This is a genomic window from Pseudomonas sp. TH15, from assembly GCF_016651105.1.
Lineage (GTDB): Bacteria > Pseudomonadota > Gammaproteobacteria > Pseudomonadales > Pseudomonadaceae > Aquipseudomonas.
In genome coordinates this window covers 3,074,300-3,089,633 of sequence record NZ_JAEKEL010000001.1, presented here as the reverse complement: position 1 = coordinate 3,089,633, position 15,334 = coordinate 3,074,300, and the positions used below count along the sequence as shown (strand labels likewise).

Annotated in this window: 11 protein-coding genes and 1 pseudogene; 1 reads left to right on the top strand and 11 read right to left on the bottom strand. The window is 58.6% G+C overall.

Annotated features, from left to right (window positions below):
- Nucleotides 1–44: 44 nt before the first annotated feature.
- Both JFT87_RS14045 and rlmKL read right to left on the bottom strand, forming a co-directional pair.
- Nucleotides 45–2,440, bottom strand: a pseudogene (locus JFT87_RS14045) (sensor domain-containing diguanylate cyclase).
- 143 nt (nucleotides 2,441–2,583) lie between these two features.
- Nucleotides 2,584–4,854 carry a bifunctional 23S rRNA (guanine(2069)-N(7))-methyltransferase RlmK/23S rRNA (guanine(2445)-N(2))-methyltransferase RlmL gene (gene rlmKL, locus JFT87_RS14040; RefSeq protein ID WP_201196284.1) on the bottom strand — a complete coding sequence of 757 codons (2,271 nt, stop codon included), beginning with the start codon at nucleotides 4,852–4,854 and terminating at the stop codon, nucleotides 2,584–2,586.
- Between the two features lie 532 nt (nucleotides 4,855–5,386).
- Here rlmKL and rmf point away from each other — a divergent pair.
- Nucleotides 5,387–5,602 (top strand): ribosome modulation factor, encoded by a 216-nt coding sequence (gene rmf, locus JFT87_RS14035; RefSeq protein WP_003223300.1) that lies wholly within the window; start codon nucleotides 5,387–5,389, stop codon nucleotides 5,600–5,602.
- A 354-nt stretch (nucleotides 5,603–5,956) separates the two neighbouring features.
- On the opposite strand, the gene JFT87_RS14030 is transcribed toward rmf, so the two are convergent.
- From JFT87_RS14030 to ppsA, 9 genes are all read right to left on the bottom strand, one after another.
- The gene (locus JFT87_RS14030) at nucleotides 5,957–6,976 is read right to left on the bottom strand and encodes a quinone-dependent dihydroorotate dehydrogenase (protein WP_201202098.1); all 1,020 of its coding nucleotides are present in this window, start codon (nucleotides 6,974–6,976) and stop codon (nucleotides 5,957–5,959) included.
- A gap of 168 nt (nucleotides 6,977–7,144) precedes the next feature.
- Nucleotides 7,145–8,194 (bottom strand): OmpA family protein, encoded by a 1,050-nt coding sequence (locus tag JFT87_RS14025; protein WP_201202096.1) that lies wholly within the window; start codon nucleotides 8,192–8,194, stop codon nucleotides 7,145–7,147.
- 107 nt (nucleotides 8,195–8,301) lie between these two features.
- Nucleotides 8,302–8,892, bottom strand: coding sequence for an RNA polymerase sigma factor SigX (gene sigX / locus JFT87_RS14020; protein ID WP_163909195.1), 591 nt, complete (start codon nucleotides 8,890–8,892; stop codon nucleotides 8,302–8,304).
- 87 nt (nucleotides 8,893–8,979) lie between these two features.
- On the bottom strand, nucleotides 8,980–9,804 hold the full coding sequence (locus JFT87_RS14015; RefSeq protein WP_054054005.1) for a mechanosensitive ion channel family protein: 825 nt from the start codon (nucleotides 9,802–9,804) through the stop codon (nucleotides 8,980–8,982).
- Between the two features lie 2 nt (nucleotides 9,805–9,806).
- A complete protein-coding gene (locus JFT87_RS14010; protein WP_201202094.1) occupies nucleotides 9,807–10,055 on the bottom strand; it encodes a CrfX protein in 249 nt (82 codons plus the stop codon).
- Nucleotides 10,056–10,118: 63 nt separating this feature from the next.
- Nucleotides 10,119–11,114, bottom strand: a complete 996-nt coding sequence (locus JFT87_RS14005) for a zinc transporter ZntB (RefSeq protein ID WP_201202092.1) — start codon at nucleotides 11,112–11,114, stop codon at nucleotides 10,119–10,121.
- 39 nt (nucleotides 11,115–11,153) lie between these two features.
- Nucleotides 11,154–11,645: a ribonuclease E activity regulator RraA gene (gene rraA / locus JFT87_RS14000; protein ID WP_201202090.1), complete on the bottom strand. Its 492-nt coding sequence runs from the start codon at nucleotides 11,643–11,645 to the stop codon at nucleotides 11,154–11,156.
- Nucleotides 11,646–11,766: 121 nt separating this feature from the next.
- Nucleotides 11,767–12,756: an alpha/beta fold hydrolase gene (locus tag JFT87_RS13995; RefSeq protein WP_201202088.1), complete on the bottom strand. Its 990-nt coding sequence runs from the start codon at nucleotides 12,754–12,756 to the stop codon at nucleotides 11,767–11,769.
- A gap of 187 nt (nucleotides 12,757–12,943) precedes the next feature.
- Nucleotides 12,944–15,319 (bottom strand): phosphoenolpyruvate synthase, encoded by a 2,376-nt coding sequence (gene ppsA / locus JFT87_RS13990; protein WP_201202086.1) that lies wholly within the window; start codon nucleotides 15,317–15,319, stop codon nucleotides 12,944–12,946.
- Between the last annotated feature and the right edge of the window lie 15 nt (nucleotides 15,320–15,334).

Sequence of the window (15,334 nt, the reverse complement as noted above, 5' to 3'; positions counted from 1 at the left end):
ATCGCTGGCTTTCCAGCTCCCACAGGTTTGTGGTGTATCGAGTATCAGCTCATCTGCTCGACGCGATCACGACCGTGCTGCTTCGCTGCGTAGACGCCTGAGTCCGCGCGCAACAGCAACGCATCTGCGCCCTCCCCGGCCGCCAACTGGCGATGCCAAAACTTGCCGTGACCACGCCCACCACATCCACCGGTGAACTGCGCAAACCCTGCCAGAGTTCGACCGCCAGCATGTATGCGTGTTTGCCGTCGATGTCCGGGCACAACACCATGAACTCCTCGCCACCCAGGCGACAGAACACATCGGTACGCCGCAGCCGATGGCCAATGCGCTCGCACACCGCCTGCAACACCCGGTCGCCCACGGCGTGGCCATGCTGGTCGTTGATGCGTTTGAAGTGGTCGATGTCGAGCATGATCACCGACAACTCGCCGCCACCGCGTTCGACCCGGGTCATTTCGGTGGTCAGCCGTTCCTGGAAGTAGCGGCGGTTGTGAATGCCGGTCAAGGAATCCGTCACCGACAGCGCCCGCAGCTCTTCTTCCACCCGTTTCAGATCAGAGATGTCCGAGATGTAGCCATGCCAGAGCACACCGCCGCCCGGCTGCTCCTCCGGCGTCGCCTCACCACGCACCCAACGCAAACCACCGACCGGCAGTTGCACCCGGTACTCCTCGCGCCACGGACTCAGGGTGTCCGCCGAGGCGCGGATCGAGGCGCGGACACGGGTCGAGTCTTGTGGATGAATCCGGGTAAAGATCGCTTCGGCATTGAGCAGTAACACATCCGGTTCCAGCTCATAGATCTCGCGGATACCGTCACTGGCGTAAATCACGCTGAAGCGACCGTCGAATTCCATCTTGAATTGATAGATGCCGCCGGGCACATGGGCGCTGAGTTTCTTCAGCAACAAGTCCCGCGCCGCCAGTGCCTCGTGGACCCGCTTGCGTTCGGTGATGTCGATGCAAATCGCCAGGTGCCCGACCCACAACCCCTGCTCATCCAGCACCGGGGTCGCCAGCATGTTGACCGTCAGATGGCTGCCATCGTGGCGCACCAAGGTCCACTCGCGGGCTTCGTTCCCACCCTCCTCGCCGCCCTCGACCAGCATCGCCTGGCACGTCGGGATCAGCTTGCCATAGCGCGCGCTCAACTCCGCCGAGCGGGCCACCAGCTCCCGGGGGAAGTGCAGGTTCTCCAGGGTCATGTGGCCCACCACCTCAGCGGCGTCGTAACCGAGCATCTGCTCGGCACCGGCGTTGAAGGTGCTGATGACCCCACGCAAGTCGGTGGCGATGATCGCCACCTGGGTCGCGGCATTCAGCACACTGCGCAACTGACCGTGGGTGCCGCGCAGTTCTTGCTCGCGGGCACGCAGTTCCTGAGTGCGCTGCTCGACCATTTTCAACGCCCGTTGACGCTGGCTGACCAGCACGTAGAGCAAGGCACTGAGTAACAGGCTGAGCAAGCCACCGAGCACCACCAGGCTGCTCACCGAAGAGCGGTTGGCCTGCACGAAAGCCTCACTGGGCTGGATGTCTACTTGATAGTCGTGGTCGGCCATGCGCAACAATCGACTGGCGGACAGATCACTGGCAGCCGGAGGGTTCGCAGACTCGTACAGCACTTCGTGTTGATCGTTGGTGGACATATCGAGGATACGCACTGACAAATAATCGTGACCGGCCTCCGGCAGCCCATCCGCCAACAACTGGCGCATGCTGATCACGGCCATGACGTAACCGAACGGCTTGATCGCCGTTTCGGTAAGGCTGTCACGACGAAGGACCGGCGTAACCAGCAGCACGCCTCGGGCATAAGCCGGCTCGACATTCACCAGGTGCATCGGCTGCGAGACCACCATGCCAGCCCGCGCATCTGCGCGTTCCAGCGTCGCACGGCGCAAAGGTTGGGCGAGCAAATCGTAGCCCAGCGGCGAGCCGAGTCGACTTTGCGTCTGGCTATAAAGCACCGCCACATACTCATCGCGCGCTGCCGCCAGTTGCAGTTCGCCGCCAGCATTGAGCTCACGGATGGAAAAGTCGCTCACCCCTTCGGCGCGCACCTGGTGTTCAAAGGCCGGACGTTCGTCGCGGGTCACCCGCTGTGCGAAGGAATAGGCCTGCGTACGGAGCAATAAAGGTTGGGTGTAACCGTCAAATTCGGCGCGGGACACCGATTCGGAATTGGCAAAGAACCGGCGCAGGCCATCGAGGCGCTGCTCCTGATCTTCGAAACGTTCTTCGATACGGCTGTAACGCTCACTGGCCAGCAGTTGGAAGCGTTGCCGCAATTGATGGTGAAACAGATTCAGCGTGGCCCAGGCCAGCAATCCCGTGAGAATCCCGCCAGCGAGCAATACCAGCACCGCGACCAGCCAGGCCGAGACGTCTTCGCTGATAAAGCCCAGGATCCTGGGGCGCACGGAGTGCAACGACATAAACGCAACTCAAAACGCCTGGTGCCGGAAAAGCCCATTGGCCGTGCGTTGAGTTATAGCTATTAGCCACTAATTTGACCAGCCCTGAAAGAACCCAAGAGCCTTTAAAAATCAAGGCTCTGTGGATCCAATCCGGTCAGCTATCAGCGGGCCGTGATTTTCCAGGCACGATGGATCTTGCCGTTACGGGCAAAGTCCGGATCGATGGTCTGGGCGGTGATTTCCTCGACCGCGTAACGGGTGGTGAGGTTCTCCTCCAGCACAAACTTGCGGAAGTTGTTGGAGAAGTACAACACGCCGCCCGGCGCCAGGCGCGCCATGGCCAGGTCGATCAACTGCACCTGGTCACGCTGTACGTCGAAAATCCCTTCCATGCGCTTGGAGTTGGAGAAGGTCGGCGGATCGATGAAGATCAGGTCGAACTCGTCACGGCAGGCATCCAGCCAGACCATCACGTCACCTTGCTCCAGGCGGTTCTTGTCGGAGAAACCGTTCAGCGACAGGTTGCGACGCGCCCAGTCGAGGTAGGTTTTCGACAGGTCGACGCTGGTAGTGGTGCGGGCGCCGCCCTTGGCCGCGTGAACACTGGCGGTCGCGGTGTAGCAATACAGATTGAGGAAGCGCTTGCCGGCCGCCTCTTTCTGGATACGCATGCGCATTGGACGGTGGTCGAGGAACAGCCCGGTGTCGAGGTAGTCGGTGAGGTTCACCAGCAGCTTGACGCCGCCTTCGTTGACCTCGACGAACTTGCCCTGTGCCGCCTGGCGTTCGTACTGTTTGGTGCCGCTCTGACGCTCGCGGCGCTTGACCACCACGCGGCTCTTGTCGATGTTCAAGGCTTGCGGAATCGCTGCCAGGGCATCGAACATCCGGGCCGAGGCTTTTTCCGGGTCGATGGATTTCGGCGCGGCGTATTCCTGGACGTGGACCCAATCCTGATACAGGTCGATGGCCATCGAGTATTCCGGCATGTCGGCGTCATACACGCGATAGCAGTCGATGCCTTCACGCTTGACCCACTTGCCCATGGCCTTGAGGTTCTTTTGCAGGCGGTTGGCAAACATCTGCCCGCCTTCGCTCAAGCGCGGTTGCTCGATCACCACCGGAGCCGGTTTGATCGGGTTGCCGTTCTTGTTGTACTTCTCGTACTTGCCCGGCGCCACGTCGTTGTCTGCAACTTCGACTTCAGCCTGTTCGCGTTCTACCTGACGCTGTTCCGGAGTGCGACGTTCGCCAGTGACGAACTGATCCGGCGTGACCTTGATCAGCAGCAGCTTGCACGGCAACGCGCCGTTCCAGAACGAATACTGTTTGTGGCTGCGGATGCCCATGCGCTTGCCCAGGTCGGGCGCGCCGGTGAATACCGCCGCTTCCCAGTTCAGGCAGGCCTGACGCAGACGCTCGCCCAGGTTCTGGTAGAGGTAAAGCAAGCTTGCCTCGTCACCCAGGCGCTCGCCGTACGGCGGGTTGCAGATGACCAGGCCTTTCTGGTTCTGGTCCGGACGTGGCTCGAAGGTGCCAACTTCGCCCTGGTAGATCTTGATCCACTCGCTCAGGCCTGCACGTTCAACGTTGTTGCGGCCCGGTTGAATCAGGCGTGGGTCAGCTTCGTAACCGCGAATCCACAGCGGTGGCTTGGCCAGGCCGGCAGCGCAACGCTCGGTGGCTTCTTCGTGGAGTTTTTTCCACAGCGCCGGAACGTGACCGAGCCAGGCCGTAAAGCCCCACTGCTCGCGACGCAGGTTCGGCGCCATATCGGCGGCGATCATGGCGGCTTCTACCAGGAACGTGCCGACACCGCACATTGGGTCAGCCAGCGCGCCGCCTTCGGCTGCAATGCGTGGCCAGCCGGAACGGATCAGGATCGCGGCCGCGAGGTTTTCCTTCAGCGGTGCCGCGCCCTGCTGCAAGCGATAACCACGCTGGTGCAGGCTGTGGCCGGACAGGTCGAGGGAAAGGATCGCTTCGCCACGGTCCAGGCGCAGGTGAATGCGCAGGTCCGGGTTGAGTTTGTCGATGGACGGACGGTCGCCCTGCGGGGTGCGCAGTTTGTCGACGATAGCGTCCTTGACCTTCAAGGCGCCGAAGTGGGTGTTGTCGATGCCCGAGCCGTGACCGCTGAACTCAACGGCCAGGGTGCCGTCGTTGAGCATATGGTCTTGCCACTCGATGTCGAGCACGCCGTGGTACAGGTCTTCGGCGTCCTTCATCGGGAAACGCTTGAGCACCAGCAGCACCCGGTTCGCCAGACGCGACCACAGGCACAGGCGATAAGCGGTTTCCATGGTGGCCATGCCGCGCACGGCCGAGGTGTGTTCACGCGCTTCTTCAAGGCCAAGCCCGACGGCTTCCTCGATGAGCAGGCCTTCAAGGCCTTTGGGGCAAGTGAGGAAGATTTCGAATTGATCGGACATTGGAGTTTCAAAGCCTTTGGCTGAGTGAACCGACAACGCATTGCCGGTCCGGTTTTCAATCAGGCGCTTTTCTAAAAGAGCGCCCGCGTGGCACGAAGGTGTGCCGTCCCACCCTGACTGCTCGGGTTAAAAGAGCTTAGATGCCAGGGCAGAGAAAAAAGTTGATGCAACAAAATGTCATAACTCGACCCTTCGTCGAATAGTACCCCAGTGCAACGGTGGGCCATTCTCACTAAAGGATTAACCCCGTCATCTAGCGCGGGGCCGATCATACCGGGGCTTTGAGCAACAAACACGTTACAAACGCCTTGTTACTTATGGCCATAGCATCTTTATCGTTACGTCCTTATGACAAAACGATCATTCCCTCGATGTGACGCATTGGTTAGAACTCAACACAGGTTGACGTCGCAACGGCGTCAACACCTTGGCTCGCGACGCCGGCAGCGAGCCACCAACGGCAGAATTTTTCTGCCAGACCTCGATTGAGGTCGACGCGATAAATACAGTCAACAAGTGAGGGCAACACCCTATGAGAAGACTTAAGCGTGATCCGTTGGAAAGAGCATTTTTGCGCGGATATCAATATGGCGTTGGTGGCAAATCCCGTGAGCTTTGCCCATTTACTCTACCGTCGGTACGCCAAGCCTGGATTAACGGCTGGCGCGAAGGACGCGGCGACAACTGGGACGGTATGACCGGCACTGCGGGAATCCATAGACTCAACGAACTTCACGCCGTTGGCTAACAAAGGGCCAGACACTGCAACACAACAATCTGAATACATAACGCATTAACCACGCACGTCCCATCCGGACGGCGGGCTCCGGCCCAGGGGCACCTTCGAGGTGCCCTTTTTTATGCCTGAAAATACCGGAGCATGCAGATTATTGTGATTACTGGATTTTCAGAAATTACTGGATCCTGTGGCGAGGGGATTCATCCCCGTTGGGCTGCGAAGCAGCCCCAAAACCTTCCACCTCAGTGTGTCAGGTAGATTGAGGATTCTGACTTTACGACTGCTGCGCAGCCGAACGGGGATAAATCCCCTCGCCACAAAGCCCTCTCCACAAAGCCCCTCACAACAAGCCTTCGGCAAGCCTCAGCGCAAGGCCGCTATGGCGTCGACCGATTCACGGATGAGCGCCGGGCCCTTATAGATGAAGCCCGAATACAGCTGCACCAAACTCGCACCTGCAGCGATTTTCTCAGCCGCGTGCTTGCCTTCAGTGATGCCACCCACGGCGATGATCGGCAAACGGCCGGCCAATTCTGCTGCCAGGACCCTGACGGTGTTGGTGCTCTTGTCGCGAACCGGCGCGCCGGACAGACCGCCCGCCTCGTCGCCATGTTCCATGCCTTCGACGCCGACCCGGCTCAGGGTGGTGTTGGTGGCAATCACCGCGTCCATCCCGGTTTCAATCAGCGCTTGCGCGACCTGGGCGGTTTCTTCGTCGGTCATGTCCGGAGCGATCTTGATCGCCAGCGGAACATGCTTGCCGTGGCGCAAGGCCAGTTCGGCCCGGCGCTGGGCCAGGTCGGCGAGCAATTGTTTGAGTGAATCACCGAACTGCAGGCTGCGCAGGCCCGGGGTGTTCGGCGAACTGACGTTGACCGTCACGTAGCTGGCGTGGGCGTAGACCTTGTCCAGGCAGATCAGGTAGTCGTCGACTGCACGCTCAACCGGCGTATCAAAATTCTTGCCGATGTTGATGCCCAGCACGCCCTTGTACTTGGCCGCTGCAACACGAGCCAGCAGGTGATCGACACCGAGGTTGTTGAAACCCATGCGGTTGATGATCGCCTCGGCTTCCGGCAAGCGGAAAATCCGTGGTTTCGGGTTACCTGGCTGCGGACGCGGGGTGATGGTGCCGATTTCAACGAAGCCGAAACCCAACTGGGCAAAACCGTCGATGGCCGCTCCGTTCTTGTCCAGACCGGCCGCCAGACCCACCGGATTCGGAAACTCCAGGCCCATGACCTTCACCGGCATTTTCGCCGGGGCCTTGCACAGCAAGCCGTTGAGGCCCAAACGCCCGCCCGCGCCGATCAGGTCCAGGGACAGATCGTGGGAGGTTTCCGGGGAAAGTTTGAACAACAGCTGACGGGCCAGGGTGTACATGGGCGGGTTTGACTCGAATGACGGCGAAATGAGGCGGCGATTATAGCCGGGCATGGGCCTGCGGCGCGAGGCGCACGCGTAAATCGACGCAAAACCGAATGTCCATTTACCAAATCGCAGACAAAGAAAAGCCCGGCCTAAGCCGGGCTTTTCAGCGCTACAAACTAATTACTTAGCTTGAGCTTCAACCTTCGCTTCTACGCGACGGTTAACAGCGCGACCAGCTTCAGTTTTGTTGTCAGCAACTGGGCGGGATTTGCCGTAGCCAACAGACTGAACGCGGGATGGCGAAACACCGTACTGGTTGGTCAGAACTTGTTTAACGGCGCTTGCACGACGCTCGGACAGTTTCTGGTTGTAAGCGTCAGGACCGACGGAGTCAGTGTGACCTTCAACAGTAGTGGTGGTGGATGGGTACTGCTTCATGAAGTCAGCGAGGTTCTTGATGTCAGCGTAGCTGTTAGGCTTAACGACCGACTTGTTGAAGTCGAACTTAACGTCCAGCTCAACACGAACAACTTCAGCAACTGCAGGGCAGCCATCAGCGTCAACAGTTACGTTGGCTGGGGTGTTCGGGCACTTGTCAACGTTGTCGCAAACGCCATCGTTGTCGCTGTCGGTGCAGACTTCAGCTGGAGCTGGAACTGGAGCAGCAGCAGGCTTGTTGCCGCCACCGAAGTTCACGCCCAGACCAACGGAAGGAGCGTAGTCCCAACGGCCGTTGTCCAGTTTGTAGTCAGCTTCAACGCCAGCACGGGCGAAGAAGTTTTCGGCGAAGTAGTACTTAACGCCAGCGCCAGCAGTCAGGAAAGTCGACTGGTCGCGACCGGTGTGGCCGTCAGCGGCTACGTTGGTCAGGCTGCCGTGTTTAACGCCGCCTTCAACGTATGGGCGCAGAGCGTCACCAGCGTTGTTGAAGTGGTACTGAGCGGTCAGACCAAAGTTGTCGCCTTTGATTTTCTGGCTGCCAGTGCCGTCGTTCGAACGGGTGTGGTTGTTGGTGTCGTAGCCGAGGTTAATCGACACGTCGTCGGTCAGGAAGTAACCGATTTTGGCGCCTGGGTTGAAGCCGTTTTCGACGTGGTCAACACTGTCGTTATACTGCTTCTTGTAGTTAAGCTCGCCTTCAACTGCGCCTTGGCCTTGTGCCAGAACGCCGAACGAAGTAGCGGCAATAAGAGAACCAATGGCCAAGCCCAAGGTGTTTTTCAGTTTCATCCGTTAAATCCCCATCTGGTGATTGTAAAGCAGTCCCTCAAACCGGGGGACAACTCGGCGGCAAGTCTATCAGAACTTGCCTACACGTAAGAGATATTTGCGCTGAACTAAGTTTCAGCAACGCCTGCAAATTTCTCACGTAATTTATCTAGAGCGCGTTTGTACCGCATTTTTGTAGCACTCAAACCCATGTGCATGATGTCTGCGATCTCCTGAAATTCCAGCTCTGCGACAAATCGTAGCACCAGAATTTCACGGTCAATCGGGTTCACATACACCAGCCAGCGATCGAGTCCACCCTTGTCCTCTGGTTTCGGCGTCTTTTCTTCAGACGCTTCCTCGAGGGGGTCCAGACTCAAAGCGTCCATCAAGCGACGCTTTCGCCGTTCCTTCCGATACTGCGTGATGCATTCGTTGTACGTGATGCTATAGAGCCATGTCTTGAACTTCGATTTCCCCTCGAAATTCTTCAGGCCGTACAACACCTTCAACATCACTTCCTGACAGACATCATCTGCGTCGCGATCGTTCCCAAGATATCGTGCACAAACGTTAAATAATGTTCGTTGGTAACGCCGCATCAGTTCTTCATAGGCGCGTGTTACGTGAAACAGCTCGGTATGCGAGCGCGCGACCAACTCCTCATCAGAGAGCTCGCGGGGGTCGTAGCGCGTGGAGAGCGATTGAGCTTTATTCAAAACAAGTCGGGCCGACAGTCAGGTCAATGTCCGCCGCAGCCCTTTCAGGGCATTTTGCGGCGGCATACATTAGCAGGGTTTGCCGGGTTAGCGGCTACTCACATGCTGCTCCAGGAGAATCCGATTGGAGAGAGAGACTAGCTCACCCTCATCGGTCAGCAATGTGGTTTTAACCGTGCCGATCTCTTCGATCTGGCCTTCGACCTCGCCAACACGCACTTGTTGCCCAACCTGATACAACTCTCGCACATAGATTCCCGCAAGAATCTGACCGGCAATTTCCCTGCTTCCCAATCCCATTGCCAGCGCAACCGCCAGACCAACGGTAATCAATACGATCACAATTACATGGTTCAGCAGGTCAGTCTTGACCTCCAACTGGCTGATCGCAACCGACAAACTGATAATAATCACCAGGCCCTGGGCAATTCGCCCCAGGCCCGAAGCGTAATCCAGCCCTACGCCCTCTGCTGCACCGCGCACCAGCCCGTTGGCCAGTTGCGCCAGCAAAACACCCACCAGCAACACCAGCGCGGCGCCAAATACCTTCGGCAAATACAGCGCAAGCATATCCAGCGTAGCTGAAACTCTCTCAAGTCCAAGGGATTCTGCGGCGGACACCAGGAAAATCAGCAAAACGAACCAATAGACGATTTTGCCGATCAGGGTCGAAATCGGCACTTGAAGGCCGGCACGGGACAGTAATTTGGTCAAACCGGTACCGCCCATCAGGCGATCAAGGCCCAACTTGGCGAGCAATTTGGACAGCAAGGTGTCCAGCAGCTTGGCCACGACAAAACCCAACAGCAGCACAACCAGTGCGCCGAACAGGTTCGGAATGAAATTCGCAACCTTGGTCCACAACGCGGTCATTGCAGTGACGAGGCTCTGAGTCCAGAGATCAAGTTCCATATTCAATCAGCCTTATCAGCAGTACGAACGGTAGGTTTACGGTGACGGGAAACCGGCGTGACGTGGGCCGATCCATTGTTCACGGCAATCATCAGCGCGGGCAACCAGCGGCCCAGCAGGCTGAACAGATCGCCAGCGCCGACCTGGCGGTTGGCGGTTTTCAGTACACGGCCAAGGCACGCATCGTCGTCCCGAGTGGACGGAGATGCCTTGAGCATGTCACGTAAAGACTGTTCAAACGGATCGTGCATACGCACCTCTCGTGATGTCTGTGAAAGACGCGATCAAATTTGCCGGGGTCACATGGCTCATCATCACACCCAGCGCAAACGTCGGAATAACCACCACTGACCGACCGCTACCGAGACCATCATCAGGCAGGCAATCAAGAAGCCATACGGGTTGCCGGAGAACGGAATACCGCCAACGTTGATACCCAAAAGACCGGTCAGAAAACTCATCGGCAAAAAGATCCCGGTGATGATCCCGAAGCGGTACATCGTGCGGTTCATGCGCACGCTCAAACGCCGGTCTTCGGTCTCGAGGACCAGCCCCACTCGCTCGCGGGTCAATTCCAGCTCTTCGAGATATCGGGTCAGGCTGTTGTTCAATTCGTTCCAGTAATCACCGTCGTCTTCGACGAACCAGGGTAGTTTTATACGCGTCAGCTGACCAAAAATATCCCGCTGAGGTGCAAGGAAACGTTTCAGCCCGGCTGCCCTGCGACGGATCTGCAAAATGGCGCCGTGTTCGGGTGTATACCGTTCGTCGGCATCCAGTTTTTCTTCTTCCTCATCGACGATTTCCGAGAGGCAAGTGATCAGATCCTGGACCTTATTGGTCAGGTACTGAGCCATATAAAGGATGAGTTCGGAGGCGGTTTTCGGTCCCTTGCCTTCCGTAAGCTGCACCAGCAATTCGTCGGTGGCGCGCAACGGGCGCAAACGCAGCGAAATAACCCGCTGGGCCGCGGCAAAAATGCGCACCGAGACCATGTCTTCCGGCTCGGCACCGGGGTTCATGTTGATCCCGCGTAAAAATAGCAGCAGCTCGCTGTCGGAAAGCTGTAAAAGCCGAGGTCGGGTGTTTTCTTCGAGCAACAGGTCACAGCTGAACTCAGTCAGACCGCTGGATTTACGCAGCCAGGTCTGGGTTTGCGGATGACTGCGATCCCAGTGCAGCCACAGGCTTTCATGGGCCTGCAACTGCAAGTCATCGAGCTCAGTTCGGGCTATCGAACGCGCACCGCCTTTACCGTCCAGCACCAGGGCATGCACCAGCCCCCACTGCGCGTTTTCTTCCTCGAACATCCTCACCCCGTTTTTGCCACGAAAATTCGCATCGATGCTTTATTCAGGCATCTTCAGCGGTCTTGGCGAGATAATCACGCCGTTGTTGTCCGCATAAATGTAATGACCTGGATGGAACGTCACGCCGGCGAAGGTCACTGAAACGTTAAGGTCGCCGAGCCCGCGCCTGTCGGACTTCCTCGGGTGACTCGCGAGGGCCTGCACGCCCAGATCGGTCTGCGCGATGATATCGACGTCGCGGATACAACCGTAGATCACCAGCCCTTCCCAGCCGTTTTTCGCGGCTTTTTCAGCCAGCATGTCGCCCAACAACGCATGGCGCAGGGAACCGCCACCGTCGACCACCAGCACCTTGCCATCCCCCTTGAGCTCGACCTGCTCCTTGACCCGCGAGTTGTCTTCGAAACATTTGATGGTCACGATTTCGCCGCCGAACGAATCACGGCCGCCGAAATTGCTGAACATCGGTTCCAGCACCTGCACCAGCTCCGGATAGGCGTCGCACAGGTCAGGCGTAACGTAATGGTTCATCGAGAAACTCCTGTAAAGAGGAAGACAATCGAGGATGTCGCAAAGTGACCGAAAAAGCGCAATGCGTCATATCTTAGCCGCAAGCCGACCAGAGCGAAATGCCCTTGTTAGAGCATCGGGCTCAGACCGCCGTGGCCAAATCCGGCTTTTCGCCCAGCAATGGCGTCTGTTGATCGGCCAACCAGCGAGCCACCAATGGCCAGGTTTCAGCCTGGGCCGCTTTGCTGACTAGCATTTCAACATGACCGAAATTGTCAGCAAAGCCCTGCTCGCGCCCCAGATTGATGAACTGCTTGTGCTCGGAGCCGAGCTGATCGAACAGTTTACGGCAGGCCCAGGCCGGGTCCTGATGATCGCCAGCCGCGCTCACGGCCAGTACCGGCAATTGAACTTCGGCCAAACCGGCCCACCAGTCCTTGTCGGCATCGCCAAAGCGCCCGAACAGACCGTACCAGCGCATGCTTTCCAGGGCCAGGCCAATCGGCTCGTCCTCCGGGCCGCGCTTGAGCCGTGAACCGGACAACTGGGCAAAACGCTTGAGAATAAAGCGCCCGCTCCACTCGACCGGCGGGATTTTCAGCGGCCAATAGGTGCGGCTGACCTGCGTGCCGAAAAACGCCGCCGAAGCCACCACCGGCTCGCCGATGTATTGACCACCCAACGCGGCGGCCAAGGTAATGCCGCCCAGCGAGTGACCGATCCAGTGCGGGACCTGGCCACTTTGCTCGCGCACGAACGCACCGATGGCCGGCAGATCGTAACGGGCGTAGTCGGCGACGCGGTTCTTGCGGTAGTTCTGGTTGCGCTGGGACAGGCCGTGACCGCGCATCTCCGGGATCCACACATCGAACCCGAGCCGCGCCAGGTACGCCCCCAAACCCAAGCCTTTGGGCGAATACCAGAACCGGCGATTGGAAAAGCTGCCATGAAGCAAAATGACCGGTACGCCGCGCGCATCCGTGCCATCCGCCATGCCGAGGCGCGTTACCGCCAGCTCGACAGTACCGTCAGGGCTATTGGCGGGTTTCAATCGATACACGTCTTCGCTCAGATCGCCGCGCCGCTCGGCGCTGATCAGGGCGACAGGAAATAGGTTGCTGCTGCTTTGCATAATGCTCTTGCACAAAAAAGGGCGGCATCCACAGGAGCCCGCCCTACTTCAATCTCAAACCCCGGCCCTTTGCAGGAGTGAGCCTGCTCGCGAAAGCGGTGTATCCGTCGACATCGTTGTTGCATGTCAGTCCGTCTTCGCGAGCAAGCTCAGCTCCTACAAGGGGCGTGGGGCGTTCACATACTTGTCAGGCCGGTGCCTGGCCTTCAGCCAGGAAGAACCAGGTTTCCAGTACGGAATCGGGGTTCAGCGAAACGCTTTCGATGCCCTGCTCCATCAGCCATTTGGCGAGGTCCGGGTGGTCCGAAGGACCCTGACCGCAGATGCCGATGTACTTGCCAGCCTTGTTACAGGCCTGAATCGCGTTGGCCAGCAGCTTCTTGACGGCCGGATTACGCTCGTCGAATAAGTGAGCGATGATCCCGGAGTCACGGTCCAGACCCAATGTTAGCTGGGTCAGGTCGTTGGAGCCGATGGAGAAGCCGTCGAAGAATTCGAGGAACTCTTCAGCCAGGATCGCGTTGGACGGCAGTTCGCACATCATGATGATGCGCAGACCGTTCTCGCCGCGGGCCAGGCCATTTTCGGCCAGCAGATCGATAACCTGGCTCGCTTCGCCCAGAGTACGGACGAACGGCACCATGATTTCAACGTTGGTCAGGCCCATCTCGTTGCGTACGCGTTTGAGCGCGCGGCATTCGAGTTCGAAGCAGTCACGGAACGCTTCGCTGATGTAACGCGAAGCACCACGGAAGCCCAGCATAGGGTTTTCTTCTTCCGGCTCGTAGAGCTTGCCGCCGATCAGGTTCGCGTATTCGTTGGACTTGAAGTCCGAGAGACGCACGATGACCTTTTTCGGGGTGAACGCAGCGGCCAGGGTACTGATGCCCTCGACCAGCTTATCGACATAGAAGCCAACCGGATCGTCGTAACCGGCAATGCGCTTGTCGACGCTGTCCTTGATGTCCTGCGGCAGACCGTCGTAGTTCAACAGTGCTTTAGGGTGCACGCCGATCATGCGGTTGATGATGAATTCCAGGCGGGCCAGGCCCACACCGGCGTTCGGCAGTTGCGCGAAGTCGAATGCACGGTCCGGGTTGCCGACGTTCATCATGATCTTGAACGGCAGATCAGGCATGGCATCAACGGAGTTTTTCTTGATGTCGAAGCCCAGTTCGCCTTCGAAGATGTAACCTGTGTCGCCTTCCGCGCAGGAAACCGTCACGCCCTGGCCGTCTTTCAACAGCTGGGTGGCGTTGCCGCAACCGACTACGGCCGGGATCCCCAGTTCGCGAGCGATGATCGCCGCGTGGCAGGTACGCCCGCCACGGTTGGTGACGATGGCGCTCGCGCGCTTCATGACCGGCTCCCAGTCCGGGTCGGTCATGTCGGAAACCAGTACGTCGCCGGGCTGGACTTTGTCCATCTCGGACACGTCCTTGATGATGCGAACCTTGCCGGCGCCGATGCGCTGGCCGATGGCGCGACCTTCAACCAGCACGGTGCCGGTTTCTTTCAACAGGTAACGTTCCATGACGTTGGCCTGGGTACGGCTCTTCACGGTTTCAGGACGGGCCTGAACGATGTAGAGCTTGCCGTCGTCGCCGTCTTTGGCCCATTCGATGTCCATCGGGCACTTGTAGTGCTTTTCGATGATCATCGCTTGCTTGGCCAGCTCGTTGACTTCGGCGTCGCTGAGGCAGAAACGCGCACGATCAGCCTTGTCCACGTCGATGGTCTTGACCGACTTGCCGGCCGTGGCCACTTCGCCGTAGATCATCTTGATGGCTTTGCTGCCCAGGTTACGGCGCAGGATGGCCGGGCGACCGGCTTCAAGCGTTTGTTTGTGGACGTAGAATTCGTCCGGGTTCACCGCGCCTTGTACGACGGTTTCACCCAGGCCGTAGGCGCCGGTGATGAACACCACGTCACGGAAGCCCGATTCGGTATCGAGGGTGAACATCACGCCGGCCGTGCCGGTTTCGGAGCGGACCATGCGCTGCACGCCGGCCGACAGGGCGACCAGCTTGTGGTCGAAGCCCTGGTGAACACGGTAGGAAATGGCGCGGTCGTTGAAGAGGGAGGCAAACACCTCTTTGGCGGCGCGAATGACGTTTTCGACGCCACGGATGTTCAGGAAGGTTTCTTGCTGACCGGCGAAGGAAGCGTCCGGCAAGTCTTCGGCGGTAGCGGAAGAGCGCACGGCCACGGCCATGTCAGGGTTGCCGGCCGACAGCGTGGCGAACGCGGTGCGGATCTCGGCGTTGAGCTTCTCGGGGAACTCGGCTTCCATGATCCACTTGCGGATCTGGGCACCGGTCTTGGCCAGGGCGTTGACATCATCGACGTCCAACGCGTCGAGGGCGGCATGGATCTGATCGTTCAGGCCGCTCAGTTCCAGAAAATCACGATAAGCCTGAGCTGTCGTGGCGAAGCCACCGGGCACCGATACACCGGCACCTGCAAGGTTACTGATCATCTCGCCCAGGGATGCGTTCTTGCCCCCCACATGCTCTACATCATGGACGCCGAGCTTATCGAGGGAAACTACGTACTCTACCAAGGTGATCTCTCCACT

Excerpts from the sequence above, each read along its gene's own strand:
- rraA (WP_201202090.1), bottom strand. The coding sequence starts at position 11,645 with ATGAACCATTACGTTACGCCTGACCTGTGCGACGCCTATCCGGAGCTG.
- rlmKL (WP_201196284.1), bottom strand. The coding sequence starts at position 4,854 with ATGTCCGATCAATTCGAAATCTTCCTCACTTGCCCCAAAGGCCTTGAA.
- JFT87_RS14015 (WP_054054005.1), bottom strand. The coding sequence starts at position 9,804 with ATGGAACTTGATCTCTGGACTCAGAGCCTCGTCACTGCAATGACCGCG.
- JFT87_RS14025 (WP_201202096.1), bottom strand. The coding sequence starts at position 8,194 with ATGAAACTGAAAAACACCTTGGGCTTGGCCATTGGTTCTCTTATTGCC.
- JFT87_RS13995 (WP_201202088.1), bottom strand. The coding sequence starts at position 12,756 with ATGCAAAGCAGCAGCAACCTATTTCCTGTCGCCCTGATCAGCGCCGAG.
- JFT87_RS14030 (WP_201202098.1), bottom strand. The coding sequence starts at position 6,976 with ATGTACACCCTGGCCCGTCAGCTGTTGTTCAAACTTTCCCCGGAAACC.
- rmf (WP_003223300.1), top strand. The coding sequence starts at position 5,387 with ATGAGAAGACTTAAGCGTGATCCGTTGGAAAGAGCATTTTTGCGCGGA.
- JFT87_RS14005 (WP_201202092.1), bottom strand. The coding sequence starts at position 11,114 with ATGTTCGAGGAAGAAAACGCGCAGTGGGGGCTGGTGCATGCCCTGGTG.
- JFT87_RS14010 (WP_201202094.1), bottom strand. The coding sequence starts at position 10,055 with ATGCACGATCCGTTTGAACAGTCTTTACGTGACATGCTCAAGGCATCT.